A 25,890-nucleotide genomic window follows, 5' to 3' on the forward strand; every position below is an offset into this window, starting at 1 on the left:
CCAAACAATGATAGCCTGAAACAGGCTGCGACCGGGGGCCACCATGCGCGATACTTTCAATGTGGGATCTACCACGCTCTTAGTTGCCGTTGTTTTGATATTAACAGTCCTTGCCTATGGTCTGGTGCGCAGCCGGGCCATGTCGTCCGTCTCGGGCGATGCGCGCAAGCTGCACTCCCTTCCGAATTACTACGGCTATAATGCCGCCATGCTCACCGCCATTCCGGCGCTGTTTGTGCTGGCGATCTGGATGCTGGTCCAGCCGATGCTGATCCAGAACGCGGTCATCGACATGATCCCGCAAAGCGCTGTGAACGAAGGCTCTTCGGTCAATCTGGTGATGAGCGACGTGCGCCGCGTGGCCAACGGGCTGGACGCGGCCGTGCAATCGGGCGCGCTGGATGCGCAAAGCGCCCGTGATCTTGACGTGACCGGCACCGATGTGCGCGCGCTGCTGGCGGGCACCGGCGTGGCGCTTGGGTCTGACGTGACGCCAGAGGTGCTGGCCGCCGCGCAGCGCTACCGGTCAATGGAATACACCGGCCGCTGGCTGATGATCGCGGTGATCTCTGTTTTGGCGCTGGCCGGTCTGTTCATCGCGATGCGCACCGCACGGGCCGATTTTCGCGCGCGCAATACGGTGGAACGTTTTCTGCTGGGGTTGCTGGTGCTCGCTGCGTCGCTGGCGATCCTGACCACCGTGGGTATCGTCCTGTCGATGTTGTTCGAGACGCTGAATTTCTTCCGCCTGCACCCGTGGCAGGATTTCTTTCTGGGCACCACATGGGCCCCGAACTTCCGCGGGGACAGTGATCTGTCGATCCTGCCGCTGCTCTGGGGGACGCTCTATATCTCGATCATCGCGCTGCTGGTAGCCGTGCCCATCGGCCTCTTTGCCGCGATTTACCTGTCGGAATACGCCAACAACAAAGTACGCTCTTTCGCCAAGCCTTTGCTGGAGATCCTCGCCGGTATCCCGACCATTGTGTACGGTCTGTTTGCCTTGCTGACAGTGGGGCCGTTTCTTGTGAACATCTTTGGCCGCGGCGAGAATGGTCTGCTGGGCGTCGACTGGATGAGCGGGGCGACTTCGGTCCTGACGGCGGGGCTGGTCATGGGCATCATGCTGATCCCCTTCGTTTCTTCGCTGAGCGACGATATCATCAACGCTGTGCCGCAATCGATGCGCGACGGGTCGTTTGGCCTGGGCGCGACCCATTCCGAAACCATCCGCCAGGTCGTGCTGCCTGCTGCTTTGCCGGGGATCGTGGGGGCTGTGCTTCTCGCCGCGAGCCGGGCCATCGGCGAGACGATGATCGTTGTTCTGGGGGCAGGGGCTATCGCCCGCATCTCGGGCAACCCGCTGGAAGCGATGACCACCATCACCACCCGTATCGTCAGCCAGCTGACCGGGGATACCGACTTTGCCAGCCCTGAAACGCTGGTCGCCTTTGCCCTTGGTCTGACGCTGTTCGTGCTGACCCTGGGGCTGAACGTTCTGGCGCTTTATATCGTGCGCAAATACCGGGAGCAGTACGAATGACCGACATGCCCAACACCGCAACGCCGCGCCATTCGCTACTGAAGCCCGACGCGCGCACCGTCAAACGCAACCGCGCCGAGGCCCGTTTCAAATCCTACGGTATCGCGGCCATCGCCGTGGGCCTGCTGATGCTGGCGATCTTGCTGACCACAATCATTGGTCGCGGCGTAGGGGCCTTTCAGCAGACGTTCCTGACGCTGAACGTGCAACTGCTTGAGGAAAAGCTGGACAAGAACGGCAACCGGAATCTGGACGAGATCAAGAAGGTATCGACCTTCGGCTACGCGCCGCTGATGGCCGCCGCGCTTGAGGCCAAGGTGGCCGAGACCGGGATTACCACGGACCTAAAGCCCAAGGATATGGCGGGCATCCTGTCCAAGGATGCGGCGGCACAGCTGCGTGACTTTGTGCTGGATAACCCCGAGCTCATCGGCACCGCGGTTGAATTCGAATTCCTGACCAACAGCCGCGTCGATGGCTATATGAAGGGCCGCGTCACGCGCGACAGCATCGCCAACGACAAGAGCATCAGCGCGGAGCAGCTTGATCTGGTGGACGCCCTTGCCGCAGATGGGGCGCTGGAAAAACGCTTTAACATCGATTTCATCACAGGTGCCGATGCGTCTGACGCACGACCCGAGGCGGCGGGCATGGGGGTCTCGATGCTTGGCTCGCTCTTTATGATGCTGGTGGTGCTGGCGCTGGCGCTGCCCATCGGGGTCGCCGCGTCGATCTACCTTGAAGAATTCGCCCCCAAGAACCTGCTCACCGATATCATCGAGGTGAATATTTCTAACCTCGCCGCGGTGCCGTCGATTGTCTTTGGTATTCTGGGTCTGGCGGTTTTCATCAATTATATGCATCTGCCAAACTCGGCCCCGCTGGTGGGCGGGCTGGTGCTGACGCTGATGACGCTGCCGACGATCATTATATCGACCCGCGCCTCACTGAAATCTGTCCCGCCCAGCATCCGTGACGCGGCACTGGGGGTAGGGGCGTCGAAGATGCAATCGGTGTTCCACCACGTGCTGCCTTTGGCTGCTCCGGGTATCCTCACCGGCACAATCATCGGTCTGGCGCAGGCGCTTGGTGAAACGGCCCCGCTGCTGCTGATCGGCATGGTGGGGTTCATCGCCTCGAACCCGCCCGACGGCATCGCATCGGGGCTGATGGACCCGAACTCCGCCATGCCGGCGCAGATCTACGAATGGGCCAAACGCGCTGATCCCGCGTTCTATGAGCGCGCCTGGGGCGGTATCATCATCTTGCTGGTCTTTTTGATCACCATGAATGCCATCGCCGTAATGCTGCGGCGCCGGTTCGAGCGGCGCTGGTAAGAATGAAAGGCAAGGCTATGAAAGACAATGTAATTTCGGAGACGGACGTGACAACGAACCAAACAAAAATCGCCGCCCGCAACGTGCAGGTTTTCTACGGGGACACCCACGCGATCAAGGATGTCTCTGTCGATATCCAAGACAAAACCGTCACCGCCTTTATCGGACCATCGGGCTGTGGGAAATCGACTTTCCTGCGGTGTATCAACCGGATGAACGACACGATTGATATCTGCACCGTCAAAGGCGATATCCTGATCGACGGCGAAGACATCTATGACAGCGCGGTCGATCCGGTGCAGCTGCGCGCCAAGGTCGGCATGGTGTTCCAGAAGCCGAACCCGTTCCCCAAATCGATCTATGACAACGTGGCCTACGGCCCCCGCATCCACGGTCTGGCCCGTAACAAGTCCGAGCTTGACGATATCGTTGAACGCGCCCTGAAACGCGGTGCCATCTGGAACGAGGTCAAGGACCGTCTGCACGCGCCCGGCACCGGCCTTTCAGGCGGGCAACAGCAGCGTCTGTGCATCGCCCGTGCCGTTGCGACCGAACCCGAAGTTCTGCTGATGGACGAACCCTGTTCCGCGCTTGACCCGATCGCCACCGCGCAGGTCGAAGAGCTGATCGACGAGCTGCGTCAGGACTATTCGGTCGTGATCGTCACACACTCCATGCAGCAGGCCGCACGGGTGAGCCAGAAGACGGCGTTCTTCCACCTTGGCAATCTGGTGGAGTTCGGCGAGACCGACAAGATTTTCACGTCGCCCGAAGACCCTCGGACGGAAAGCTACATCACTGGCCGGATTGGATAAGTATCATGCAAGATCAACACATTGTCTCTGCCTTTGACCGTGACCTCGAAAGCGTTCAGGCACAGATCATGAAAATGGGTGGCATGGTCGAAGATGCCATTCGCCTTGCCGCACAATCGCTTGAAACCCGCGACGAAGAGCTGGCCGATCAGGTCCGCGGCGGGGACAAGGCGATTGACGCGCTCGAAGAGCTGATCAACGAACGCGCCGCTCGCATCATCGCCCTGCGCGCACCCACAGCCGTGGACCTGCGTCTGATCCTGAGCGTGATCAAGATCAGCGCCAGCCTGGAACGTATTGGCGACTATGCGAAAAACATGGCCAAGCGTAATTCAGTGCTCGCGCAGCTTCCTGCAGTTGCCGATAGCGCCGGTGCCATCCGCCGCATGTGTAAAACGGTTGAATCCATGCTCAAGGACGCGCTGGATTCCTATGTGCAGCGCGACGCAGAACTGGCGATGGACGTGATCGCACGCGATGAAGACGTCGATCAGATGTATAACGCGCTGTTCCGTGAATTCCTCACCTTCATGATGGAAGACCCGCGCAACATCACATCGTGTATGCACCTGCATTTCATCGCGAAAAACGTGGAACGCATGGGCGATCTGGTGACATCGATCGCGGAACAGGTCGTCTATCTGGTGACCGGCACCCATCCGGACGAGGACCGCCCAAAGGCGGATAACACCTCCACCAAGCTGAAGGGGTAGAACCATGTCGGCGGCGCAGCCCCAGATCCTGTTGGTGGAAGACGAACCCGCACAGCGCGAAATTCTGGCGTATAACCTTGAATCCGAAGGGTTTGACGTAAGGCGGGCCGAGAATGGCGAAGAAGCGATCCTGCTGGTGGCAGAGGCGCTGCCGGACCTAATTATTCTGGATTGGATGATGCCGCTGCTGAGCGGTATCGAGGTGTGCCGGCAGCTTAAGACCCGCGAAGATACGCGTAATATCCCCGTGATCATGCTCTCGGCACGGTCAGAAGAGGTGGACACTGTGCGCGGGCTAGAGACGGGGGCGGATGATTACGTCGTCAAACCCTATTCCATGCGCGAGCTCATGGCCCGTGTGCGCACCCAATTGCGCCGTGTGCGCCCGGCATCGTCGGGCGCGGCGCTTAGCTATGCCGATATCACGCTGGACACGGAACGCCACCGCGTGAACCGCGCCGCGAACGAGCTGAAACTGGGCCCGACAGAATACCGGCTGCTGGTCACCCTGTTAGAGCGTCCGGGCCGTGTGTTCAGCCGCGATCAGCTGCTGGATCACGTCTGGGGCCGCGATATATATGTCGACACGCGCACCGTGGATGTGCACATCGCGCGGCTGCGCAAGGCGCTGACATCTCACGGTGGCGATGACCCGATCCGCACGGTGCGCGGTGCAGGTTATGCATTAGGGTAGGGCGCTTACCCGTTGAATTTAATGACTTCTTGGCGTTGATTCCCCAAGCCTTCGATGCCCAGTTCAACGACATCGCCCGGTTGCAGGTACACCGGCGGCTTAAAGCCCATGCCAACGCCGGGCGGTGTGCCGGTGGCGATCACGTCTCCGGGCAGTAAGGTCATGAAACGGCTGAGAAAAGAGATAATCTCGGCCACCGAGAAGACCATCGTGCGGGTATTGCCCGTCTGGCGACGGATGCCGTTCACATCAAGCCATAGATCAAGGTTCTGCGGGTCCGGCACCTCGTCTGCGGTCACCAGATACGGGCCGATCGGGGCAAAGCTGTCGCAGGACTTGCCCTTGACCCACTGACCGCCGAATTCGATCTGAAAAGCGCGCTCTGACACGTCGTTGAAAGTCGCATAACCCGCCACATGGGACAGCGCGTCGGCCTCGGACACATGCTGTGCCTTGGTGCCGATTACGACCGCAAGTTCAACTTCCCAATCGGTTTTCTCGGAATCCTTGGGGATGATGATCGGGTCGTTGGCACCGGTGGCCGCGCAGAGTTTGCTAAACAGGATCGGGTGATCGGGCACGTCCATGCCAGCTTCTGCCGCGTGGTCAGAGTAATTCAGCCCGATACACAGAATACGACGTATGTCATTGATCACAGGCGCAAAACGGCCCGTGATGACAGGCAAGGCCGTAACGTCCACATCGCGCAGCTGGTCCAGCGCTGCGGGTGCCATTGTGGCAAGCTCGATATCCGTCAGATGCTGCGTCAGATCGCGCGCGGCACCATCTGCGTCAATCATCGCAGGTTTTATCCCGTCAGGAGTTTCGATACGGCAGAGTTTCATTAGCTAATCCTGTGTTTGTGAGGGGTGCGTATGGGCCTAACCCGAATCTCATAATCATTATTATGTAAATAATTGGTGTGCGTTGGGTGATGTTTTACTGTTAAAACGCGACATAAAGCACTGAAAGTATGCATAAAAATGCGCTTCTTCATCTAGATTCTTCATCCTCCCATCCGCGTGGCTTCTTGCTTTACCCCGTTGTTCTGCATGCCATAATCCACATGCGCCAAGCCGATGCAACTGTAAGCGATCGGCGCTTTGGCGGCTGCTGAACGAAAGGAAGAATATGACGCTCAAGATGTCTTCGGCGGATATGGTTGCCGCTGCCCGTGCGCGTATCCGCGAGATCGAAACGCCTGATCTGATGGCCATGCTGAAGGACCCGGATGTTGTTGTCGTTGACTTGCGCGATATCCGTGAACGCCAGCGCAGCGGCTATATCCCCGGCAGCTTTCACGCACCGCGCGGCATGATCGAATTCTGGGTCGACCCTGACAGCCCGTACTTTAAAGAGATCTTCGGACAGGACAAGACCTTTGTCTTTCACTGTGCCTCTGGCTGGCGCTCGGCGATCACCACGGCGACGCTGCAAGACATGGGCTTTGACGCGGCGCATCTGCGCGAAGGTTTTTCGACATGGGAAAAGCACGGTGGTCCGGTCGAATACCCTGAAAAGAAAGACTAACGACGCCGTGGTGCCTGTGCTACGTCTGCGCCACCACATCGTAACAACAAGGTCCTCGCTATGACATCCATTCTGATCCTGAACGGTCCGAACCTGAACCTGCTGGGCACGCGCCAACCCGAGGTCTATGGCAAGACGACTTTGGCCGATGTCGAGGCGCTGTGCCGCGAGAAAGCGAAGACGCTTGGGTTTGATGTGGCGTTTGAGCAGTCCAACCACGAAGGTGTGCTGATCGATCTAATCCACGCGGCCAAAGGCAAACATGCCGGGATCGTGCTGAATGCCGGTGCCTATACCCATACGTCGATTGCGCTGATGGATGCGATCGCCTCGGTCGAGCTGCCGGTTGTCGAGGTACACCTGAGCAACATACACGCGCGCGAGGAATTCCGGCACCGGTCTTACATCGCGCCTGTGGCTCTGGGTCAGATCTGTGGGTTTGGTGCGCAAGGTTATCTGATGGCATTGGATGCGCTGAAAGCTCACCTAAAGGATTAGGTTTCACCGCTTAGTAGCTGATTTACAATAAAAAAGGGCGAAGGTGCTTATGCGCCCTCGCCCTTTTCCTCATCTGCTGTGTGACAGCTTAGCCTTTGGCGGCTTTTGCAACTTCTGCTGCGAAGTCTTCTTTGACGACTTCGATGCCTTCGCCAACTTCAAGACGGACGAAACCAGTGATGGTCGCGCCGGCTTCTTCCGCGGCTTTGCCGACGGTCAGGTCAGGGTTCACAACGAATGCCTGGTTCAGCAGTGTCACTTCGGACATGTATTTCTGCATGCGGCCGGTGATCATTTTCTCGATCACGGCTTCCGGCTTGCCGGACTCGCGTGCGATGTCCATTTGAACCTGCTTTTCTTTTTCAACAACAGCCGGGTCCAGATCCGCTTCGGACAAGGACGCAGGGTTCACAGCGGCGATGTGCATCGCGATCTGTTTGCCCAGTTCTTCGTTGCCGCCGGTCATTGCGACCAGAACACCGATTTTGCCCATGCCGGGTGCTACAGCGTTGTGCACATAGGACACGACCTGGTCACCATCGATGGACTGCATGCGGCGCACCGACATGTTCTCGCCGATTTTCGCAATGGCGTCGGTGATGACGGTGGAAACGGGCTTGCCGCCCATGTCAGCCGCGTTCAGCGCGTCAACGTCGGACACACCGGTTGCAACATCTGCGATGCCGGAAACCATTTTCTGGAAGTCAGCGTTTTTGCCAACGAAGTCGGTTTCGGAGTTCACTTCGACAGCAACACCGTGGCCGCCTTCGACTTTAACGGCAACAAGGCCCTCGGCTGCGGTACGGCCGGATTTCTTGGCTGCTTTCGCCAGACCCTTGGTGCGCAGCCAGTCAACGGCTGCTTCCATGTCGCCATCTGTTTCAGTCAACGCTTTTTTCGCGTCCATCATGCCGGCACCGGTTGTGTCGCGCAGTTCTTTGACCATGGATGCTGTGATTGCCATCGCTTTGGTTCTCCTTGAATTGGGATAAATTGAGGGGCAGAGCGTCCTGCACCACTGTCTCAATCATGTAATGGTTTTGTGACAGGCAGAGGGAAACATGCCCCCTGCCCGTCTCTTTCGCGTCGCTTACGACTTGGCGTCGGCCAGCGTTTCCTTCTTGGATTCGATATCCAGAGGTGCGTCTTTTGCCATTGCGTCGTTCGAAACGGTTTCTTCCGAAGCGTTGCCAACTTCGACACCACCGTCGATCAGGGCTTCTTCTTCGGGCGCTTCTTCCATCGCACCGATATCAACACCTGCGGCACCCAGCTGCGCGGACATACCGTCAAGTGCGGCACGTGCGGCCAGATCGCAATACATGTGGATCGCGCGGGCGGCGTCGTCGTTGCCCGGGATGATGTAGTCGATCCCGTCGGGGGAGCAGTTGGTGTCGACAACAGCGATAACCGGGATGCCCAGTTTGTTCGCTTCGGCCACGGCCAGTGCTTCTTTTTTCACGTCGATGACGAAGATCAGGTCAGGGCGACCGCCCATTTCACGGATACCACCCAGCGATGCTTCCAGCTTCGCTTGGTCACGTTCCATGCCAAGACGCTCTTTCTTGGTCAGACCGGAAAAGCCACGCTCGGACTGTTCGTCGATGGACTTCAGGCGTTGGATGGATTTGGAAACGGTCTGCCAGTTTGTCAGCGTGCCGCCCAACCAACGGTGGTTCATGTAGTACTGTGCGCATTTCTCTGCGGCTTCGGCGATCGGCTGTGCAGCCTGACGCTTGGTGCCAACGAAAAGAATGCTGCCGCCTTTGGCGACGGTGTCACGGATGACTTGCAGCGCCTGGTCCAGCATTGGAACAGTCTGTGTCAGGTCCATGATGTGGATGCCGTTACGCGCGCCGTAGATGAACGGACCCATGCGTGGGTTCCAGCGCTGTGTTTGGTGACCAAAGTGTACGCCTGCTTCAAGCAGTTGGCGCATGGAGAACTCAGGAAGAGCCATGTCTTTATACCTTTCCGGTTTTGCCTCGTCGGGGGTCTCGATCCCGGAATGGGACCAACCGGCGGACGTTCAAGGATTTCTCCCTCAAAGGCCCAACCCCGACTGCGGGTTTAAGTGACGCGCGTATAGTCCGGATTTTCACGCTTCGCAAGGTCCAAGGCGCATGTTTTAGCCATTGGGGCCTTATATCAGCGCAATTCAGCGGGGTTTGGCGCTGCAATCCCGGCCGAGGGATGGGCCGCGCGCACCTGCGCTTCACAGGCTTGGGCCAAGGCTTTGCGGTTCTCGAAATCGGCGACGGCCAGCGGCGTGTGATAGATCGTTGTCACCTGCCCCTGCCGCAGGGACGCCAAGGTCCGCAGCAGATGGCCGCCAAAGCTCATATCGCCCCACCAGCCATAGAACCGTGGGTCGGTCCCATTGGGCGCGGTATAGAGCACGGTCACAGGCTGAACCCAGATCACGTCGCGCAGTTCGGGCGCGAAGAAGGACTGGAAGAGCGTGGTTTTGAACGGCAAGACCTGCAGGCCATCGGTGCTGGTGCCTTCGGGGAAGAACAACAGCCGGTGGTTGTCGAGCAAGCGACGTTGGAACACCTCGGTCTGTTTGCGCGCGTGTTTCGGGTTGCGTTCAATAAACAACGTGCCGGTCGCCTTGGCGAGCCAGCCAATGCCGGGCCAGCTGGCGACTTCGGACTTGGACACAAAGTATATCCGCTGCGCCGCGTTCAAACTGAAGATATCAAGCCAACTGGTGTGATTGGCGACGACAGCGCCCCTGTGGCGCATCGGGGTGCCGATAACCGCGCGGCGTAAGCCCATGATCCAGAATGCGATTTTGCAGACGATCTGGGTGATATGCGGGGTCACGGGGCGACCCTGCCCATACAGCGGGCGCTCTATCAGGCGGATCGCGAGCAGGATCACCAGCCCCACAAGAACCACCGTCGCCAGCGTCATGCCACGCAGCAGCATCAGCACCCAGCCAAGCGGCCCGACGGATACCGGTGTCGGGTGGTCGGCGCTGTCCCAGGCCGCGCTCATCCTTGCTGTCCGCTGTAGATCTTGGCCTGCCGCTCGCTAAGCCGGGCGGTGTCGAGCATCAAAAGCACATCCGTCGTGTTGAAGTCATGGTCGATAAAGGCCCCCTCGCCCACACATCCGCCAAGCCGCAGATAGGCTTTGATCAGGCTGGGCATCTGCACCATCGCCTGACGCCGGTTCAGGATGTCGGCGGGGATCAGGTTCATCTCTTGGCGCGCCTTTGGCAAGGCGGTGACCCGCAGATCAGGCGGCGCGAGGTAGGTGTGGTGCAGCAGCGACAAGGGCTGCGCCAATGCCTCGGTCTGGGTGCCATGAAAGCTCGCGACGCCAAAAAGGATCTCTATCCCGTGTTCCGCCACATAAGAGGCAAGCCCCGCCCAAAGCTGGTGCATCGCGATGCCGCCGCGATAAGACGGATGCAGACAGGACCGCCCCAGCTCGAGTATCTCGCGGCCAGAGGATTTGAGCGCGGTCAGATCATATTCGTTTTCCGAATAGAACCCGCCTGCCCGATCCGCCATATCGCGGCGGATCAGCCGGTACACGCCAACGGTTTGCTGGGTTTTGCGATCAATAAGCAGCAGATGGTCAACGAAATCGTCGTATTGGTCGACCTCTAGCCGGTTGTCATGATCCACCAAAGGCCCGCCCGCCCCCAGTTCGGTGACAAACACGTCATACCGCAGCCGCTGCGCCGCATGAAGATCCGCTTGGGTGCGCGCCAGACGGACTTCGAACTCTGCCGCTTTTGCAATGATCATGGGCTGGTTTCGTCTCCGGTCGCAATCACGCGGATAAATAGGCAGTTGCCGCCCGTTGCGCAATGCTTGCCCCACGTCGCGGTGGTTTTCGGCAGAAAATTAACGATTTGCTAACGAAGAGCCTTCATCAAAGACGGGGGTGAGCATCACCCGATGACTATCGACCACGATCTTGCCCTCGCTGCGGAAGTTTACCGTGACCTTGCCGCTAATATTGCTTTGCACCTGCCCCACGCCCCAATCGGGATGTGCGGGGTGGCGTACAAGCATCCCGGGTGTCAGTATCGCATTCAGGTCTTCCAAGTGTACGTCCTTTCTGCGGCGCGGTGTGGGGGGCAGCTATTTAGGGCCAGCTATTTAGGGGGTGTCCCATGGTAGAAACCGACACTGATCTTGCCGCCTTGATCGGCAGCCGCATCTGCCATGACTTGATATCGCCGGTGGGCGCAATCAACAATGGGCTTGAGCTGCTTTTGATGTCGGGCATGAATATGAGCCCCGAAGTCGCGCTGATCGATGAAAGCGTGCGCAACGCCAGTGCGCGGCTGCGGTTCTTTCGCGTGGCTTTCGGCGCGGGCGACGCGCAGCCTGTCCCTGCCCTAGAAACAAGCGGTATCCTGCGTGATCTATATGGTCAGTCCAAATGGCAGGTATCCTGGCCCGACGGCGTTGCCGCGCCGCGCAACGCGCTGCGGATGGTATTCCTGAGCCTGCTGTGTCTGGAAACGGGAATGCCCTACGGTGGGCAGATCACCATAGATCACCGCGATGCGGGATGGGACATCACCGGCACGGCCGACCGGCTAAGCATCAACGCTGCGCTTTGGGGCGTGCTGGCGGGGCAGTCTCGGGCAGAGCGGCTAACTGCTTCGCAGGTCCAGTTCGGGCTGTTGCCCGCCATCGTGAAAGACAGCGGGCAACAGTTAACATCCATCGTGACAGAAACGACCATCACCCTTGGGATCACGGCTTAGCTGCGCACAGCCCCATCGCCACGCACCAGATATTTGAAGCTGGTCAGCTGCTCGGCACCGACAGGCCCGCGCGCGTGCATTTTGCCGGTGGCGATCCCGATTTCGGCACCCATCCCAAACTCTCCACCATCGGCGAATTGGGTGGAAGCATTGTGCATCAGGATCGCAGAATCCAGCCGCGTCATGAATTTGGTCGCCGCCGCATCGTCTTCGGTGATGATGCAATCGGTGTGGTTCGAGCCGTAGGTGCGGATATGGGTGATCGCATCGTCGATGCTGCCCACGGTTTTCGCCGCGATGATCATATCAAGGTATTCGTGACCCCAATCATCCGCCGTGGCCGCCACGGTGCCTTCGATCTCGGTCAACTCGCCATCGGCGCGCACTTCGACGCCAGCGTCCAGCAGCGCCTTGATCACGCCCTTGCCAATCGTCCGCGCCACTTTTTCATGGATCAGCAGACATTCAGCCGAGCCGCAAATGCCGGTGCGGCGGGTCTTGGCGTTCAGCACGACTTTCAAAACCTTGTCGGGGTCGGCGTTTTCATCGATATAGATGTGCACGATGCCTTCGAGGTGGGCAAAGACCGGCACCCGCGCTTCGCGTTGCACCAGCCCGACCAACCCCTTGCCGCCGCGCGGGACGATCACATCAATCGTGTCGGTCATGGTCAGCATCTCGCTCACCGCGGCGCGGTCGCGCGTGGGCACCAGCTGGATTGAATCCGCAGGCAGATCAGCGGCTTCGAGCCCCTGTTGCAAGGCGGCATGGATCGCGCGCGAGGAATGGAAGCTTTCGGATCCGCCCCGCAGGATCACGGCATTACCCGCCTTGAGGCAAAGCGCGCCGGCATCCGCGGTCACATTCGGGCGCGATTCATAGATCACACCGATGACACCCAAAGGCGTGCGCACGCGCTGGATGTTCAGACCCGTCGGCTGATCCCATTCGGTCAGCACCTGCCCCACGGGATCATCCTGTGCGGCGATGCTACGTAGGCTGTCGGCGATGGCACTGATGCGCGCATCATCCAGCAACAGCCGGTCCATCATCGCGTCAGAGAGACCCTTGTCGCGGCCAAACGCCAGATCTTTGGCGTTCGCGTCCAGAATATCGGCGCTGCTGGCCATCAGCGCGTCGGCGGCTTTTTCAAGCGCGGTCTGCTTTTGGTCGGCACTGGCAAAGCCCAATGTCGCGGCGGCGGCTTTGGCGCGCGCGCCAATATCCGCCATCAACGCGGGAATGTCGTCTGTCTGTGTCATATCCAAGGTCATAACCTAATTACTGCTTTTTTGTCATTTCGGGTTGTCCTCTACCTAAAGCCTTCGGCGAGGATTTTAAACCATTTGGATGTCAGGAAAGCGCAAGATCGTCCCGATGGATCAAAGCAGCACGCCCCGGCGCGCCCAGAATGGCCTCGATCTCAGAGGATTGACGACCTTTGATCAGCTCTGCCTCTGCCGAGGTATAGCGTGTCAGCCCGTGCCCGATGGGGCGCCCATCTGGGGCAAGCAGCGCGACGGAGTCGCCGCGCCCGAAGGGACCGGAAACAGCGGTGACACCGGCGGGCAAAAGCGACTTGCCCTTGGACATGGCAGCCACCGCACCGGCATCCAATGTGACGCTGCCACGTGGTTTGAGTGCCGTAATCCATTGTTTGCGCGCGGTTTGGGGGTCGGATTGCGCGGTGAACCAAGTGGCGTTGGCCCCGTTTTCAAGGGTCAGCAAAGGCCGCAACGGTGATCCTTCGGAGATGGCCATGGCGCAGCCCGCGGCGGTCGCGGTTTTCGCGGCCATCAGCTTTGTCTTCATGCCGCCCTTGGACAGGCCAGAGCCCGCATCGCCCGCCTGCGCCTCGATCTCTGGGGTGATCGTGTCGATCACATCATAGCGGATGGCATCGGGGTCGTCATTGGGATTGGCGGAATAGAAACCATCCACATCCGACAGCAGGATCAACCGGTCTGCCGCCACGGTCACGGCGATCTGCGCCGCGAGCCGGTCATTGTCGCCAAAGCGAATCTCGTCCGTGGCGACGGTGTCATTCTCGTTGACGATGGGTACCGCCCCCATGGACAACAGCTGTTCCATCGTGGCGCGGCTGTTGAGATACCGCCGACGATCCGCGCTGTCTTCCAGGGTGACCAGCACCTGCGCAGCGGTGATCCCGTAGGGTTCCAGCGCCTCTTCATAGGCGCGGGCGAGACGGATTTGCCCCACCGCCGCCGCGGCTTGGGATTGTTCCAGCGCAAGCGTGGTTGGCGGCAGCCCAAGCACACCCCGCCCCAAAGCGATGGAGCCCGAAGACACCAGCACCACATCCTTGCCCTGCCTCTTGAGCCACGCCACATCCTGCGCGAGACTTTGCAGCCAATCGCGGCGCAGCTGGCCGGTGGCCCGATCGACGAGCAGCGCCGAGCCGATTTTTACAACGATACGGGTGCCGTCGCTTAGGGTTGCCAAGGTGCCTCTTCTTCATCTTCGGACCGGAAACGCAGCCGGTCGTCGTCAATCTGGCCACGCAAAGCCCGCAGCACCTCGGTGACGCCTTCGCGGGCGACGCCAGACATCATCATGACCTCTGCGCCGCAGGCTTTTTCCAATTCTTCGCGGGCAGTTACGCGATCATCTTCATCCAGTGCATCAATTTTATTCAGCACGGTGATCCGCGGTTTATCCGCCAGCTCGCCGCCATAGGCTTCGAGTTCGTTGATGATGGTCTGGTAATCTTCGGCAATGGTGTTCGACGTGCCATCAATCAGGTGGAGCAGTACCGCGCAGCGTTCGACATGGCCCAAAAACAGATCGCCCAGACCGCGCCCTTCGGAGGCACCTTCGATCAGGCCGGGGATATCGGCGACGACGAATTCGGTATTATCCACCCCCACAACGCCCAGATTGGGGTGCAGTGTGGTGAACGGGTAATCCGCAATCTTCGGCCGCGCGTTCGATGTCGCAGCGAGGAAGGTCGATTTACCCGCGTTCGGCAGGCCGAGCAGACCCACATCCGCGATCAGCTTGAGACGCAGCCACAGCGTGCGGTCCACGCCTTCCTGTCCGGGATTGGCGCGGCGTGGTGCCTGGTTCGTCGCGGATTTAAAATGCAGGTTCCCCCAGCCGCCGTTGCCCCCACGCGCCAGTTCGACCCGCTGGCCAAGCTCTGTCATATCCGCCAGCACGGTTTCCTGATCCTCATCAAGGATCTCTGTGCCCACGGGGACGCGCAGGATGATGTCATCGCCGTCCTTGCCGGTGCGCTGCTTGCCCATGCCGGGCTGGCCGTTCTTGGCAAAGAAGTGCTGCTGGTAGCGGAAGTCGATCAGCGTGTTCAGCCCGTCGACGGCTTCGGCCCAGACCGATCCGCCCGAGCCGCCGTCCCCGCCATCGGGACCACCGTATTCAATGTATTTTTCGCGCCGGAAAGACACGCAACCGCCCCCGCCTGCGCCAGAGCGGATATAGACTTTGCACAGGTCAAGAAACTTCATCAAAAGGGCCTTTCGGGGCACGTGTGGTCATAGTTTATGGCTATACGTCCAGGTTGGTACGCAGGTCTCGCGCGCCAGACAATAGGTTTCCGCATTGCCAAGATAGCGGAAGCCCGCATTTGTCAACACTTTGGCAGAGGCAGGGTTGTCGCGAAACACCGAGGCGAACATATTTTTGTTGCGCAGCGGATTGGCCTGCACCAGCGCCTGTACCGCCTCGGACGCGAGATGCGTGTTCCAGAACGCAGGGGCGACCCAATAGCCGACTTCGGATTGATCGCGGTCCATCCGGATCAGGGAAATCACGCCCATCACCTCGGAGCCGCCGGTTTTCAGCCCATCCATGACCCAGACATCTTCTGTCCGGGGGGTGCTGGTGGCGCGGGTGATGAAGCTTTCGATCACGCCGGGCGGTAGCGGGTGCGGGATGGATGCGGTGCGCATCGCAACCCGTGGATCGCTGGCATAATGTTCGATCATCCCACGATCCGACATGCGCACAGGGCGCAGATCAAACCGTTCTGTTTCAATCACTTGCTGTTGCGACACTGTTAAATCTTCCATCGTTATGTCCCTCCTCCGAACAGCACGAACAAGACAGAGGCCACCGTCAAAGCGGCCAAGGTCCACATCAAATATTTCTCCCAAACGGTGCCTGCGACCGTCTTTGCGATCCCCGCACCGGCCAGCGTCCACAAGGGGTGCAGCACGATCTGGCATCCCAGCAGCACGGCGGCCACCGTGGCCGTCGCCGTCAGCGCAGGCGTCCCAGGCGCGATGAAGGCCGTGAAACTGCCCACGATCATCGCCCAGGCCTTGGGGTTCAGCGGGTGGACGATCAGCCCGGCCAGAAAGCCCGGCGCGGCCTCGGTTCGTGCGCCCTGCCCCAACCGCAGGTTCGCAACCTTCCACGCCAGCCAGATGATATAGGCGGCTGAGGCGAATTTCAGCGCGACGAAAACCCCCGGCGCGCGGTCGGCCAGTTGCATCAACCCGAAACCCACTGGCCAGATCACCAGCTGTTTGCCAAGGGCCACGCCCGCGACAAAAGGCACTGCCGCGCGAAAGCCGAAGCGCGCGCCAGTGGCCATCAGCGCCATATTCGCCGGTCCGGGTGTGCCGATCTGGCTTGCAGCGAAGACGATAAAGGATGTCAGGGCGACGCTCATGACTGGCTCTTCTTCTTGCGCTTTTGCCGCGGCTTGGCGTCATAGACGGGCGGAACATAATCAGGTTTGATTAGCCCGAACAACAGGGTGTCGTGCCATTCACCCCCCAGAAAAGACGACTGCCGCGCACGCCCTTCGGCGGCAAAGCCGACTTTGGTGAAACAGGCCGCAGCGCGTTCGTTGATGTCGAGCACACGGGCAGAGAGGCGGTGCAGCGACAGCGGGCCAAAGGCGTGGGCCGCAAGCAGATGCAGCGCGCGTGTCCCCAACCCCTTGCCCAGTTTCTTGGGGGCGAGAATGCCGATCGCGACATCGGCGCTGGCGTCCCACGGACGAAGACTGTGCAGGCGCAGCGCACCGATCATCTTGCCGCGATGTTCGATGACCCAGGCCAGCGGTTCAACCAGCTGCGTTTCATACCAACGTTCGGCCAGCGCCTTGGTCATCACCGGCACGGCGTTCAGCTCTGCCCCGAACATGTGGTGGATCTCGGGCGTGTTTCCAAGCTTGAACCGGGCGTCGATGTCACGGTGTTCGGGCGCGCGCAGACAGATGATACCATCGCTCAGCTCGGGGCGGTTTGATCGTGACATAACGGCCCCTCCCTTCCTGGGTGAACACTGGGCGATAAAATGGAAAAGGGACCGGCGTTTCCGCCGATCCCTAAATTTTCAAACCTCTCGGGTGCGGCTTATTCTGCGGCTTCTGCCGCTGGCAGGACCGAGATAAACGTACGGTTCTTCAGCCCCTTGTGGAACTGGACCTTGCCGTCAACGGTTGCGAAGATCGTGTGATCCTTGCCCATGCCAACGCCTTCAGCGGGCCAGTACTTTGTACCGCGCTGACGCACCAGAATGTTGCCGGGAATGACAGCTTCACCGCCATATTTTTTCACGCCAAGACGACGACCTGCTGAGTCGCGGCCGTTACGGGATGAGCCGCCTGCTTTTTTATGTGCCATTGGTGTCTCTCCTTAGCCTTTTGCGAGTTCTTTGGCCTGTGCGATCCAGTCTTCACGACCGACGCGACCTTTGAACGACAGTTTCTCTTCGATAGCTTCGACGTCAGCGTCTGTCCAAGCAGCGATCTGTGCGAAGGTTGTGATGCCTTCACCGTTCAGCTTGCCAACGATGACGGGGCCAACACCGGAGATCTTGCTCAGATCGTCGGCACCTTCGGCTGCTGGTGCAGCTTTGGCCTTCTTCGCCTTGGCAGGCTTGGCCGATTTCTCTTCGGCCTGGTTGTTCTTCACGCGCTTGGCCATTTCGGCCTGATCGGTTTTGTTCAGCGCATAACGCTCTTCCATGGCTGTCACGGCAGCAGCGCTGACGGAACCGGTGCCGATTGCCGCTTTGACGTCGGATTTATCCGCGCCGGAGGACAGGATCTCGCCGATCTTGACCAGTGTCAGCTTTTGACGGTGGCCTTTGGTGCGCTTGGAAGAGTGCTTCCGGCGGCGCTTGACGAAGTGAATGACTTTCTCGCCCTTGATCTGATCGACGACCTCGGCTTGAACGCCGGCCCCTGCGACCAAAGGAGCACCCAGCTTGGGGGAATCGCCGCCCAGCATGAGAACTTCGTTGAATTGGACTGTTTCGCCCGCGTCAGCAGCCAAACGTTCTACCCGCAGCATATCGCCGGATTGAACTTTGTACTGCTTGCCGCCTGTCTTGATGACCGCAAACATGCGTCTTCCTTTACTGTTTCCGCATCCTGTGGTCCCCGTTCGGGAGTTTGTCGGGCCTTGGCCCACCTCGGACAGCGCATCCCGTTTCGGGATGTTCATGAAATAACAAAGGCACCCGAAACGGGCACCCTTAGGTTGAGGCTTGCCGTATGATGCACCGCCCCCCTGATGTCAAGGGCCAGCACGGGCCTCGCAGGACTTATCGCAAAGGCGGTGCGGCTGGCTATAATTCCTCGGCCACCATGTTCAACGCAACTGCGCGACCAAGGGCATAGGACACGTCTTCGTATGCGGTGCCAAAGCCTTCGAACAGCGCTGTGTTCAGGCTGCGCCCCGCATCGCTTTGCGCAAAGGCGATATAGCGGTCGAGCTCTGCATCCTCCAGCGGAGAATACGCCAGCAGCAGATAGCCATAAAGCCAGCCGCGCGTGTCTTGCGCGATCTCTTCTTGCTGCTGCGCCACGTCGGCCAGCATCTCGGCCTCTGTCATCTGCAGCGCGTTGCCATCTGCCATCCCGCGCATGAATTGAAAGTTGGAATTCATCGCGGCGGTAACATTGCGATCGATCATATCGCCACTGTCGATCAATGTGGTGATCTGCGCCAGACGTGGGTCGTCGCTGCCCTCAAGGTCATGGAACCCTGCGCGGGCGGCGTCTTCCACCTCGGGGTCGGTGATAGCGGCGCGGGCTTCGTTCTCGAGCGTGATGATCCTTGCGCCCGTTTCTTGCGCGAAAAAGGCAATGACATCCTCGCGGGCCTGCCCTTGCAAGCCCGCATCCAATGCCCCGCGCAGAGTTTCGACGATCCGTTCGGGGTTGTAGATGGCGCGCACCTGCAGCGCCCACCCCGCGCCGCCCTGCCCGCCCAGCATATCGCGATCAAGCGTTTCCGCGTTCTCCAACCCCTCGCGCTGCAAAATCTCGGCCAGCTCGCCAAGACGCAGGACATCCACCAGCACGGTTGACCGCGCGTCGGCCCAAAGCGGCAGCGCCAGCATCCACAGGCCAGCAGCAAGAACAAAGGCGCGCATGGTTACAGGTCCTGACTGGGTTGCATGGTGCCAAGCCGCTGTGCGACCTCTTCAAACCGGTTCGCCATGATCTCGAACTGCACGGCATTCATCAGCGCGTAGACCTCCTGCATCTGCGGATCTTCCAGCGCCTTGGCATAGACCAGCACCTCTTCATCCGAAAACGCCTGATAGGTATAGGCCGCCCCCGCCAGCGCGTTCTCTTTGATAGAGGCGCGCATCTCGGGCTCTTGCGCGCGCATCGCTTCGCGCAGGTCGGGCTCTTCCATCTGTAATTCTATCACACCCGCGCCCGCCGCTGCCATCAGGAACCGGATCTGCACCTCTTGCAGAGCCTTGATCGAGCTCTCCTCGACATCGCTTGCCCCGTTCAGACGCGCCAACAGATCCACACGCGGAGAATCGATCCCGCGCAGCCCGTCCAGGATCGCATCGCCCGCCTCTGCCTTCGCGGCATCGTCTTCCTCCATATGCGACGCGTTTTCGGCGGCCACCAGGCGTTGGCCCAGATCACTGGCATAGAAATCCGACGCATGTTCCAGCGCATCATCGCTGAGCGCCTGCGCCAGAATACCGGCCCCCATGTCCAGCATCAAATCCGTCTCGAATACCTCGCGCACCAGACGCGACCATTCAGAGCCGAAGGCATCCGCATCAATCCCCAGCATTTCCGGCGCGGAATCAGCAGACAGCCGGATGCTTTCAAGGGCGACATCAAACCCTGTGACTTCCAGAAATGCATCGACCCTTTCCCTGTCGGTGGCCCGTGCCATCGGTGCAATCAGCGATACCATGACCGCCAATCCAAAACATAAAGTTAACGGCAAACGGGACAGTCGGCGCATCAGGGCATTCCTTTCAAGTTGATCCACCCCAAGAGCTTAGGCGAAATCCATCTGTCAGCAATGAAATTCCCCGTGTCCGCGAAAACTGGCCTAGCCCCCCTTGCCACCCCGCAAAATCCATCCTAAACGGACGCACCACACCGATGCGGAGAGGTGCCGGAGTGGTCGAACGGGGCGGTCTCGAAAACCGTTGAGCCTTCACGGGTTCCCAGGGTTCGAATCCCTGTCTCTCCGCCATTATTCTTCAGCTGATACAGACCGCCCACAGACATCAAAAATCCGCGTTGGGGCAAGAAATTCTCTGATCGGGGCGTCGCACAATGGTAAAGGTTCCCTATGACCGCATCTGCCATGCCGTTCCAACCCTATATCGTAAGCGCGTCTTAAAACTTACCTCGGTTCGTTAACCTTCTCTCCGTTTTCGCCGAACATCAACAGTGCAGGTGTCAGGATGAGGGTCAGAAGTGTCGCGACAACCAGCCCCCCTACAATCGCGCTCGACAGTTCGGTCCAGTATTGAGTCGATGGCGCGCCAAAGACGATTTCGCGCGTGAAGAAATTCAGGTTGGCCCCCAGCACCATCGGCATCAGGCCAAGCGCCGTGGTAATCGATGTCAAAAAGACAGGCCGCAAACGTTGTGCGCCTGTGCGCAAGGCGGCCTCGCGCGGGTGCATGCCAGAGGATCGTAGATCATTGTAGGTATCAATCAGAACAATGTTGTTGTTCACCACGATGCCCGCCAACGCGATAATCCCGATGCCCCCCATCACAACGCCAAAGGGGCGCCCCGTGACGATCAAGCCAAGCAAAACACCCGCGACCGAGAAGATGATCGCGCTCATCACGACGAAGGCTTGGTAGAAGCTGTTGAACTGAAGAACCAGGATCACCAGCATCAAGACAATCGCGGACACGAAGGCACCAACAAGGAACACCATCGCTTCGGTCTGGTCCTGCGCCTCGCCGGCGAAGCTATAGCTGACCCCGTCGGGCAAATCTGCGGCGTCCAGGGCTTGTTGCAAAGCCGTCACCTGATCGTTGACCAACAAACCGGGTGCGACATTTGCCTCTATCGTCACGACGCGCTTTTCATCGACACGTGTGATCGTGCCCGTCCGTTCAACCGGCTCGAAGGTGACAAAGTTGGAGATCGGCACCAATCCGGCAGAGGTGGGAACGCGCAGGTTTCCAAGCTCTGACAAGGACCGTTCCTCGGCCGGGAAACGAACCCGGATATCCAGCTCTCCGTCCGCGTCCTCGGGCCGGTAATCCGCGACGGCGATGCCTTGGGTCAGCAGCTGAACGGCCTGCCCCAAAAGACTGACATCTGCGCCGTATCGCGCGGCTTCCGCCCGGTTCACGCGGATGGACACCTCTACCCCCGGAAGCGGCAGCGTGTCGGTCACATCCGTGAAGCCGCCGATCTGCTCCATGATGGACAAAACCTGCGCGACAGCGTCGCCCTGTACCGCCGGATTGCGCGCCGCGATCTGAAGGTTGATCGGCTTGCCAGCGGTGGGACCGCCGCTTTCGGTCTGGACCTGAACATCAATGCCCGCTATGTCCGCGACATCACGCCGGATATCGGTGCCGATGGCTTCTGCCGCGCGCCGACTGTCCCATTCGGTGAGCTCAAGCTGTATCGTACCGATGGTTTCTTCGCTGCCTTGCCCTGCGCTCATCGTGGATCGGGCATAGACGGTGGCCACCTCATCGTAGGCCATCAAACGCTGCTCGACTCTGCGCACCAACGCGTCACGTTCGTAGATAGAGAAGTTGTCACGGGCAAGCACCTGCACCTGCATGAACTCAGGCTCTACCGAGGGGAAGAACGACAGGCCGGTGCCGAACTGCCCGTATAGACCAAAGCTGCCAAGCAGCATGGCAAGCGCCAGCAACGCCGTCGCACCGGGCCTGAGGATTGCCCATTCCAACAGACGCACATAGGCTCCCGTCAGTCCGCCAATGCGCCGTGGGTCACCGTTTTCAGCTTCGCTTAGCGCACGTTTGGCCGCCGCATTTTGCGGCTGGCGTTTCCCGATGAGGCCACCCAGTACCGGGATGAAGATGAGCGCCATGAAAAGGGATGCGAAAAGGGTCAGGATCACGGTAATCGGCAGGAACTTCATGAACTCGCCGACCATGCCGGTCCAGAACAGAAGCGGAAAGAACACGCTTAAGGTCGTGGCGGTTGAGGCGATGATCGGCCAAGCCATGCGCTTTGCGGCATAGGCATAGGCTGTTTGCGCATCATCCCCGTCTTGCAGACGACGGTCCGCCAGCTCGACCGTTACGATGGCCCCATCGACCAGCATCCCGACAACCAAAATCAGCGAAAAGAGAACCACGATATTCATCGTGAACCCCATCGCCCAAAGGGCCGTTACCCCCACCAGAAACGCCCCCGGAATGGCAAGACCGACAAGGATAGCCGACCGAAGGCCAAGGGCAGCCACGATGACGATCATCACAAGCAAAACCGCTGCAATGACGTTTGCCTCCAGGTCGCTCAGCAACGTCTCTACCTGCTCGGACTGATCTTGCAGGTAGGTTACCTCGATGCTTTCGGGCCAATCCTTGCGCAGCTCTTCCAGCGCCGCACGCGTCGCCGCGACTGTTTCGATGATATTCGCCCCGGACCGCTTTTTCACCTCAAGCGCAAGTGCCGGTTGCCCGTCGATGCGTGCGTAGCCCGTCGGATCTTGGAAGGTGCGGCGGACGGTTGCGACGTCTTCGAATGTCACCACCGTATTTCCGCGCACCTTTACCGGAATTTCCATGACGTCTTGCAGGTCTTCGATCAGGCCCGGCACCTTGAGCACGATGCGCCCGCCCCCCGTCTCGATGGCACCCGCCGCAATCAAACGGTTGTTCCGCTGAAGCTGGCCGATCAGCTCATCAAAGCTCAGGTTGTAGGTTTGGAAAACCGTCGGGTCGATCAGTACCTCAAGGAATTCGTCCCGCGCGCCGCCAATCTCGACCTCCAGAACGCCGGAGAGCCCTTCGATAGCTTCTTGCGCGTCATCGGCAATTGCGTTCAGCGTGCGCTCTGGCACCGGCCCCGAAATGAGCGCGGTGATAATCGGGAAGAGCGCCGTGTTGATCTCTGTCACCGTGAGGTCATAGGCGTCTTCGGGCAAATCTCCCTCGACCCTGTCTGCGGCTTCCCGAACCTTGCGCAGCGCTTCGTCGATGTCTCCGCCGGGGGTGAATTCAAGCTGGACGTTCGCATAGCCTTCGGATGCATTGCTTTGGATCTTCTCAAGCCCGGCAATCGCGGCGAATTCGGATTCCATCGGCTCGATCAGCAGGCGTTCGGCATCAGACGGGCTGATCCCTTCAAGGCCCGTGGAGACGTAAACAAGCGGTAAAGGTACCTCGGGGTTGGCTTCTTTGGGGATGGCGACATAGGCGACCGCGCCTACGCCCAAGAGCATAAGAAGCACCATCAGAACGACCCGGCCACGCGAGAATGCGGCGTCAATAATCGTATTCATTCCCGCTGCCCTTCGTCGCTTGTCGCGTCACTATCGGGAATGGGAAGCGCGGGCTGCCCATCTTGAGGGGTGCTGTTTTCCTCACCGTCATCCGCCTTGGCTTGCAACGACGGTGCCACCTTTTCGCCTTCGTTCACGAAACCCTGACCGACAGTGATGATCCGCACTGCGTCCGACAGGCCGCTTACATACAGGCCATCGATCTCTGCCCGCACGATGCGAATGGGGGTGAACACAACCATATCATTCTCATCAACGGTTTTGACGCCCAAGCGCCCCTCTGGGCTCAGCGATATCGTCGAGGGCTGCACGAAATGCGCGCTTGTCGAACCGGTCGGGATCCGAATTTCGGCGGAAATACCGGCGGGAATGGCACCGTCTTCGTTCGGCACGGTGATCTTGGTGAGAAACGTGCGGGTTTCGGCATTTGCAGCCGTGCTGACAAAGCTCACCGTGCCTTCACGCTCTTCTCCGGTGATGAAATTCACCGTCGCCGTCTGGCCGCTTTTGATCTGACCAAGCGCCTGTTGTGGCACTTGCAACGCAACTGTCAGCGGCCGATTGTCAACGATGCGCCCGACTTCGGCACCCGCCTGAATAAACTCACCCGCATCAAGTGACAGCTCTTCGACACGTCCGGTGAACGGGGCCGTGATAACAAGTGCCTCTATCGCCTCTTGCGCTGCGGTCACGGATGCCTCGGCGGCGGCAAGCGTGGCGCGTGCTTGGCTGACCCGATCGGCAGTCGCCACCCCTCTGTTCAATAGTTCAGTTGCGTTCTTGAACTCTCGGTCCGCACGGGCGAATTCTTCGCGGGCCCGCGCAAGATCTGCCTGAGCTCCCGTCGCTGAGAGCCGAGCAATCACCGCGCCGCCCTCGACCTCTTCCCCCTCCATCACCAAGACATCCACGACGTCGCCTGACGCCTCGGCGCGGATCGACGTATCGCGGTCAGGTTGCGCCTGCCCTTCCGCCTGAAAGGATATCGTGACCTGTTGAGGCGTCGACTTTTCAACCGCTACGGCAACCGGCTTGGCGGGGGCAGTTTCAGCTTGCCCTGCGTCTTCGTCACCCGAGGGCAGGATATACCCGCTGCCCATCCAGCCGACGATGGCGACAACCAAAGCCGCGGCAATCCACGCCGACCGCGACGCGCCTTTATCGTCCTCGAAAGACAATTGCTCTTTGTTTTCGCTGTCGCTCATTTCCAGTTGGCCTTCACTCTCACACACAGGGTTCCTTTTCAGACATGCACACCATGTAGGCCGCCGTTCAAAGAGGTCGCATCATATGACGCTTATTAGAAACAGACCAGCAGTCTGTAAGCGAGAAATAGACGGTGCGCATGAAACGTCAATGTGACGTCGAGGCATCCAAGTATTACCATGCTAGATGAACCAGCCTGACAACCTGACACCTTTCCTAGACGCCTTTCGCCAGTCACAGCACGATCTATCGCAATCAGGCGGTGCCCGTCATTGACCTGCGATCCGCAGAAACCTAAGTAACCACCGACCCATGATCAGTATGGCGACCATTAGGGCGACGGAGTCATAGCATTGGTAAAACACACACCCAAAGCCGAGAGCCGCGTGCGCATGGCCCCCGAAGCACGGCGGGATCTGATCCTTGATGCAGCCCAATCGCTATTTATGGAACAGGGATGGGACAGCGTCACCGTCGCGGATGTTCAGGACACAGCAGGCATTTCCCGCGGCGGCTTTTACCACCACTTTGCTGCAAAAGAAGACCTCTTGACCGGCCTTATTGCGCGTATGACGGAACAGGCAATCCAGACCACGGAAGCCGCGGTGAACCACACTGTCGGGGATGCGCTGACCAAGTTGAACGGTTTGCTGAACGGTGCAGCACAATGGTCGGCCGATAACGTTGACGCGCTTCGTGGGTTCGTTAGTATTTTCTCTCGTCCAGGAAACGAAATTCCCTATCGCCGGATATGCGATGCCGAGGCCGATGTCGTGATGCCCGTTCTTGAGGCGATCATCAAAGCGGGTATTGACGAAGGGACATTCGATCCCGTTGACGCAAGACTGACCGCTGAACTGATGTTAAGCCTTTCACAGGGACGGGGTGAGGTTCTGATCAAGGTGTTCGCATTGGCGAGCCAGCGCGACCTCGATGCCGCAGTAGATACGCTTGACGCACGACTTCGGTCCGAAGGTGGCATCTGCGACAGGTTGCTTGGCCTGCCGGTCGGCAGCGTCGCACTGTCAAATCCCACCGAATACCGCCGAATGCTGGCAGGCTTGGTCCCGTAGCGACGAAACAGGCGGGGCTTGGG

Annotated in this window: 27 protein-coding genes and 1 tRNA gene; 10 read left to right on the top strand and 18 right to left on the bottom strand. The window is 59.5% G+C overall.

Annotated elements, in window-relative coordinates; genetic code table 11:
* Nucleotides 1-43: 43 nt before the first annotated feature.
* The 5 genes from pstC to phoB are packed head-to-tail and all read left to right on the top strand — an operon-like array spanning nt 44 to nt 5,102.
* Entirely contained in the window at nt 44-1,543 is a 1,500-nt protein-coding gene (pstC, locus tag ACNQ62_RS04105; RefSeq protein ID WP_418094268.1) for a phosphate ABC transporter permease subunit PstC, read from the top strand.
* Complete coding sequence (gene pstA / locus ACNQ62_RS04110) at nt 1,540-2,880, top strand: phosphate ABC transporter permease PstA (RefSeq protein WP_418094269.1); 1,341 nt, start codon at nt 1,540-1,542, stop codon at nt 2,878-2,880. The genes pstC and pstA overlap by 4 nt, the downstream gene beginning before the upstream one ends.
* A gap of 17 nt (nt 2,881-2,897) precedes the next feature.
* Nucleotides 2,898-3,695, top strand: a complete 798-nt coding sequence (pstB, locus tag ACNQ62_RS04115) for a phosphate ABC transporter ATP-binding protein PstB (RefSeq protein WP_005853603.1) — start codon at nt 2,898-2,900, stop codon at nt 3,693-3,695.
* Between the two features lie 5 nt (nt 3,696-3,700).
* Nucleotides 3,701-4,408: a phosphate signaling complex protein PhoU gene (phoU, locus tag ACNQ62_RS04120; protein ID WP_009824650.1), complete on the top strand. Its 708-nt coding sequence runs from the start codon at nt 3,701-3,703 to the stop codon at nt 4,406-4,408.
* Nucleotides 4,409-4,412: 4 nt separating this feature from the next.
* Nucleotides 4,413-5,102 (top strand): phosphate regulon transcriptional regulator PhoB, encoded by a 690-nt coding sequence (gene phoB, locus ACNQ62_RS04125; RefSeq protein WP_005853599.1) that lies wholly within the window; start codon nt 4,413-4,415, stop codon nt 5,100-5,102.
* Between the two features lie 5 nt (nt 5,103-5,107).
* On the opposite strand, the gene ACNQ62_RS04130 is transcribed toward phoB, so the two are convergent.
* Nucleotides 5,108-5,947, bottom strand: coding sequence for a fumarylacetoacetate hydrolase family protein (locus ACNQ62_RS04130; protein ID WP_418094270.1), 840 nt, complete (start codon nt 5,945-5,947; stop codon nt 5,108-5,110).
* A 286-nt stretch (nt 5,948-6,233) separates the two neighbouring features.
* On the opposite strand from ACNQ62_RS04130, the gene ACNQ62_RS04135 reads away from it, so the two are divergent.
* Nucleotides 6,234-6,632: a rhodanese-like domain-containing protein gene (locus ACNQ62_RS04135; protein ID WP_005853596.1), complete on the top strand. Its 399-nt coding sequence runs from the start codon at nt 6,234-6,236 to the stop codon at nt 6,630-6,632.
* A gap of 60 nt (nt 6,633-6,692) precedes the next feature.
* On the top strand, nt 6,693-7,130 hold the full coding sequence (gene aroQ, locus ACNQ62_RS04140) for a type II 3-dehydroquinate dehydratase (protein WP_418094271.1): 438 nt from the start codon (nt 6,693-6,695) through the stop codon (nt 7,128-7,130).
* Nucleotides 7,131-7,218: 88 nt separating this feature from the next.
* Here aroQ and tsf read toward each other — a convergent pair whose 3' ends face one another.
* The 5 genes from tsf to ACNQ62_RS04165 form a co-directional block, all read right to left on the bottom strand.
* Entirely contained in the window at nt 7,219-8,094 is an 876-nt protein-coding gene (tsf, locus tag ACNQ62_RS04145) for a translation elongation factor Ts (protein WP_005853593.1), read from the bottom strand.
* Nucleotides 8,095-8,220: 126 nt separating this feature from the next.
* Entirely contained in the window at nt 8,221-9,090 is an 870-nt protein-coding gene (gene rpsB / locus ACNQ62_RS04150) for a 30S ribosomal protein S2 (protein WP_005853591.1), read from the bottom strand.
* 188 nt (nt 9,091-9,278) lie between these two features.
* Nucleotides 9,279-10,133: a lysophospholipid acyltransferase family protein gene (locus ACNQ62_RS04155; protein WP_418094272.1), complete on the bottom strand. Its 855-nt coding sequence runs from the start codon at nt 10,131-10,133 to the stop codon at nt 9,279-9,281.
* Entirely contained in the window at nt 10,130-10,894 is a 765-nt protein-coding gene (locus tag ACNQ62_RS04160) for a GNAT family N-acetyltransferase (protein ID WP_418094273.1), read from the bottom strand. Before ACNQ62_RS04160 ends, ACNQ62_RS04155 begins: the two co-directional genes overlap by 4 nt.
* Before the next feature lie 99 nt (nt 10,895-10,993).
* Nucleotides 10,994-11,197: a DUF3553 domain-containing protein gene (locus ACNQ62_RS04165; protein WP_005853586.1), complete on the bottom strand. Its 204-nt coding sequence runs from the start codon at nt 11,195-11,197 to the stop codon at nt 10,994-10,996.
* 68 nt (nt 11,198-11,265) lie between these two features.
* Between ACNQ62_RS04165 and ACNQ62_RS04170 the strand changes: the two genes are divergently transcribed.
* Nucleotides 11,266-11,868: a histidine phosphotransferase family protein gene (locus ACNQ62_RS04170; RefSeq protein WP_418094274.1), complete on the top strand. Its 603-nt coding sequence runs from the start codon at nt 11,266-11,268 to the stop codon at nt 11,866-11,868.
* Here the strand turns inward: ACNQ62_RS04170 and ACNQ62_RS04175 are convergent.
* The 10 genes from ACNQ62_RS04175 to ACNQ62_RS04220 form a co-directional block, all read right to left on the bottom strand.
* A complete protein-coding gene (locus ACNQ62_RS04175) occupies nt 11,865-13,142 on the bottom strand; it encodes a glutamate-5-semialdehyde dehydrogenase (protein ID WP_418094275.1) in 1,278 nt (425 codons plus the stop codon). The two genes, ACNQ62_RS04170 and ACNQ62_RS04175, sit on opposite strands and share 4 nt — an antisense overlap.
* 79 nt (nt 13,143-13,221) lie before the next feature.
* Nucleotides 13,222-14,331 (bottom strand): glutamate 5-kinase, encoded by a 1,110-nt coding sequence (proB, locus tag ACNQ62_RS04180; protein ID WP_418094276.1) that lies wholly within the window; start codon nt 14,329-14,331, stop codon nt 13,222-13,224.
* A complete protein-coding gene (gene obgE / locus ACNQ62_RS04185) occupies nt 14,319-15,356 on the bottom strand; it encodes a GTPase ObgE (RefSeq protein ID WP_005853579.1) in 1,038 nt (345 codons plus the stop codon). The genes proB and obgE overlap by 13 nt, the downstream gene beginning before the upstream one ends.
* 27 nt (nt 15,357-15,383) lie before the next feature.
* Nucleotides 15,384-15,920: a GNAT family N-acetyltransferase gene (locus ACNQ62_RS04190; RefSeq protein ID WP_005853576.1), complete on the bottom strand. Its 537-nt coding sequence runs from the start codon at nt 15,918-15,920 to the stop codon at nt 15,384-15,386.
* Nucleotides 15,921-15,922: 2 nt separating this feature from the next.
* The gene (locus ACNQ62_RS04195; RefSeq protein ID WP_064216498.1) at nt 15,923-16,525 is read right to left on the bottom strand and encodes a LysE family translocator; all 603 of its coding nucleotides are present in this window, start codon (nt 16,523-16,525) and stop codon (nt 15,923-15,925) included.
* A complete protein-coding gene (locus tag ACNQ62_RS04200) occupies nt 16,522-17,118 on the bottom strand; it encodes a GNAT family N-acetyltransferase (protein ID WP_418094277.1) in 597 nt (198 codons plus the stop codon). The genes ACNQ62_RS04195 and ACNQ62_RS04200 overlap by 4 nt, the downstream gene beginning before the upstream one ends.
* Nucleotides 17,119-17,216: 98 nt before the next feature.
* On the bottom strand, nt 17,217-17,486 hold the full coding sequence (gene rpmA, locus ACNQ62_RS04205) for a 50S ribosomal protein L27 (protein WP_005853571.1): 270 nt from the start codon (nt 17,484-17,486) through the stop codon (nt 17,217-17,219).
* 12 nt (nt 17,487-17,498) lie between these two features.
* A complete protein-coding gene (locus ACNQ62_RS04210) occupies nt 17,499-18,212 on the bottom strand; it encodes a 50S ribosomal protein L21 (RefSeq protein WP_005853569.1) in 714 nt (237 codons plus the stop codon).
* A 223-nt stretch (nt 18,213-18,435) separates the two neighbouring features.
* The gene (locus ACNQ62_RS04215) at nt 18,436-19,245 is read right to left on the bottom strand and encodes a hypothetical protein (protein WP_418094278.1); all 810 of its coding nucleotides are present in this window, start codon (nt 19,243-19,245) and stop codon (nt 18,436-18,438) included.
* Nucleotides 19,246-19,247: 2 nt separating this feature from the next.
* Entirely contained in the window at nt 19,248-20,090 is an 843-nt protein-coding gene (locus ACNQ62_RS04220; protein ID WP_418094279.1) for a DUF2059 domain-containing protein, read from the bottom strand.
* A gap of 147 nt (nt 20,091-20,237) precedes the next feature.
* On the opposite strand from ACNQ62_RS04220, the gene ACNQ62_RS04225 reads away from it, so the two are divergent.
* A tRNA-Ser gene (locus ACNQ62_RS04225) sits at nt 20,238-20,327 on the top strand.
* 153 nt (nt 20,328-20,480) lie between these two features.
* Here the strand turns inward: ACNQ62_RS04225 and ACNQ62_RS04230 are convergent.
* On the bottom strand, nt 20,481-23,588 hold the full coding sequence (locus tag ACNQ62_RS04230; RefSeq protein WP_418094280.1) for an efflux RND transporter permease subunit: 3,108 nt from the start codon (nt 23,586-23,588) through the stop codon (nt 20,481-20,483).
* The gene (locus ACNQ62_RS04235) at nt 23,585-24,793 is read right to left on the bottom strand and encodes an efflux RND transporter periplasmic adaptor subunit (protein WP_418094281.1); all 1,209 of its coding nucleotides are present in this window, start codon (nt 24,791-24,793) and stop codon (nt 23,585-23,587) included. Before ACNQ62_RS04235 ends, ACNQ62_RS04230 begins: the two co-directional genes overlap by 4 nt.
* Nucleotides 24,794-25,147: 354 nt before the next feature.
* Here ACNQ62_RS04235 and ACNQ62_RS04240 point away from each other — a divergent pair, with 354 nt between their 5' ends.
* Nucleotides 25,148-25,867 carry a TetR/AcrR family transcriptional regulator gene (locus tag ACNQ62_RS04240; protein WP_235602519.1) on the top strand — a complete coding sequence of 240 codons (720 nt, stop codon included), beginning with the start codon at nt 25,148-25,150 and terminating at the stop codon, nt 25,865-25,867.
* The last annotated feature ends 23 nt before the right edge of the window (nt 25,868-25,890 follow it).

Source organism: Sulfitobacter sp. SBS6 (assembly GCF_048285585.1).
Taxonomy (GTDB): Bacteria; Pseudomonadota; Alphaproteobacteria; order Rhodobacterales; family Rhodobacteraceae; genus Sulfitobacter; species Sulfitobacter pontiacus.

Excerpts from the sequence above, each read along its gene's own strand:
- ACNQ62_RS04215 (WP_418094278.1), bottom strand. The coding sequence starts at position 19,245 with ATGCGCGCCTTTGTTCTTGCTGCTGGCCTGTGGATGCTGGCGCTGCCG.
- obgE (WP_005853579.1), bottom strand. The coding sequence starts at position 15,356 with ATGAAGTTTCTTGACCTGTGCAAAGTCTATATCCGCTCTGGCGCAGGC.
- ACNQ62_RS04135 (WP_005853596.1), top strand. The coding sequence starts at position 6,234 with ATGACGCTCAAGATGTCTTCGGCGGATATGGTTGCCGCTGCCCGTGCG.
- pstB (WP_005853603.1), top strand. The coding sequence starts at position 2,898 with ATGAAAGACAATGTAATTTCGGAGACGGACGTGACAACGAACCAAACA.
- rpsB (WP_005853591.1), bottom strand. The coding sequence starts at position 9,090 with ATGGCTCTTCCTGAGTTCTCCATGCGCCAACTGCTTGAAGCAGGCGTA.
- ACNQ62_RS04175 (WP_418094275.1), bottom strand. The coding sequence starts at position 13,142 with ATGACCTTGGATATGACACAGACAGACGACATTCCCGCGTTGATGGCG.
- ACNQ62_RS04190 (WP_005853576.1), bottom strand. The coding sequence starts at position 15,920 with ATGGAAGATTTAACAGTGTCGCAACAGCAAGTGATTGAAACAGAACGG.
- rpmA (WP_005853571.1), bottom strand. The coding sequence starts at position 17,486 with ATGGCACATAAAAAAGCAGGCGGCTCATCCCGTAACGGCCGCGACTCA.
- ACNQ62_RS04170 (WP_418094274.1), top strand. The coding sequence starts at position 11,266 with ATGGTAGAAACCGACACTGATCTTGCCGCCTTGATCGGCAGCCGCATC.
- phoB (WP_005853599.1), top strand. The coding sequence starts at position 4,413 with ATGTCGGCGGCGCAGCCCCAGATCCTGTTGGTGGAAGACGAACCCGCA.
- ACNQ62_RS04155 (WP_418094272.1), bottom strand. The coding sequence starts at position 10,133 with ATGAGCGCGGCCTGGGACAGCGCCGACCACCCGACACCGGTATCCGTC.
- ACNQ62_RS04160 (WP_418094273.1), bottom strand. The coding sequence starts at position 10,894 with ATGATCATTGCAAAAGCGGCAGAGTTCGAAGTCCGTCTGGCGCGCACC.
- ACNQ62_RS04210 (WP_005853569.1), bottom strand. The coding sequence starts at position 18,212 with ATGTTTGCGGTCATCAAGACAGGCGGCAAGCAGTACAAAGTTCAATCC.
- pstC (WP_418094268.1), top strand. The coding sequence starts at position 44 with ATGCGCGATACTTTCAATGTGGGATCTACCACGCTCTTAGTTGCCGTT.
- ACNQ62_RS04235 (WP_418094281.1), bottom strand. The coding sequence starts at position 24,793 with ATGAGCGACAGCGAAAACAAAGAGCAATTGTCTTTCGAGGACGATAAA.
- ACNQ62_RS04230 (WP_418094280.1), bottom strand. The coding sequence starts at position 23,588 with ATGAATACGATTATTGACGCCGCATTCTCGCGTGGCCGGGTCGTTCTG.
- pstA (WP_418094269.1), top strand. The coding sequence starts at position 1,540 with ATGACCGACATGCCCAACACCGCAACGCCGCGCCATTCGCTACTGAAG.
- ACNQ62_RS04200 (WP_418094277.1), bottom strand. The coding sequence starts at position 17,118 with ATGTCACGATCAAACCGCCCCGAGCTGAGCGATGGTATCATCTGTCTG.
- aroQ (WP_418094271.1), top strand. The coding sequence starts at position 6,693 with ATGACATCCATTCTGATCCTGAACGGTCCGAACCTGAACCTGCTGGGC.
- ACNQ62_RS04195 (WP_064216498.1), bottom strand. The coding sequence starts at position 16,525 with ATGAGCGTCGCCCTGACATCCTTTATCGTCTTCGCTGCAAGCCAGATC.
- ACNQ62_RS04220 (WP_418094279.1), bottom strand. The coding sequence starts at position 20,090 with ATGCGCCGACTGTCCCGTTTGCCGTTAACTTTATGTTTTGGATTGGCG.
- ACNQ62_RS04130 (WP_418094270.1), bottom strand. The coding sequence starts at position 5,947 with ATGAAACTCTGCCGTATCGAAACTCCTGACGGGATAAAACCTGCGATG.
- tsf (WP_005853593.1), bottom strand. The coding sequence starts at position 8,094 with ATGGCAATCACAGCATCCATGGTCAAAGAACTGCGCGACACAACCGGT.
- phoU (WP_009824650.1), top strand. The coding sequence starts at position 3,701 with ATGCAAGATCAACACATTGTCTCTGCCTTTGACCGTGACCTCGAAAGC.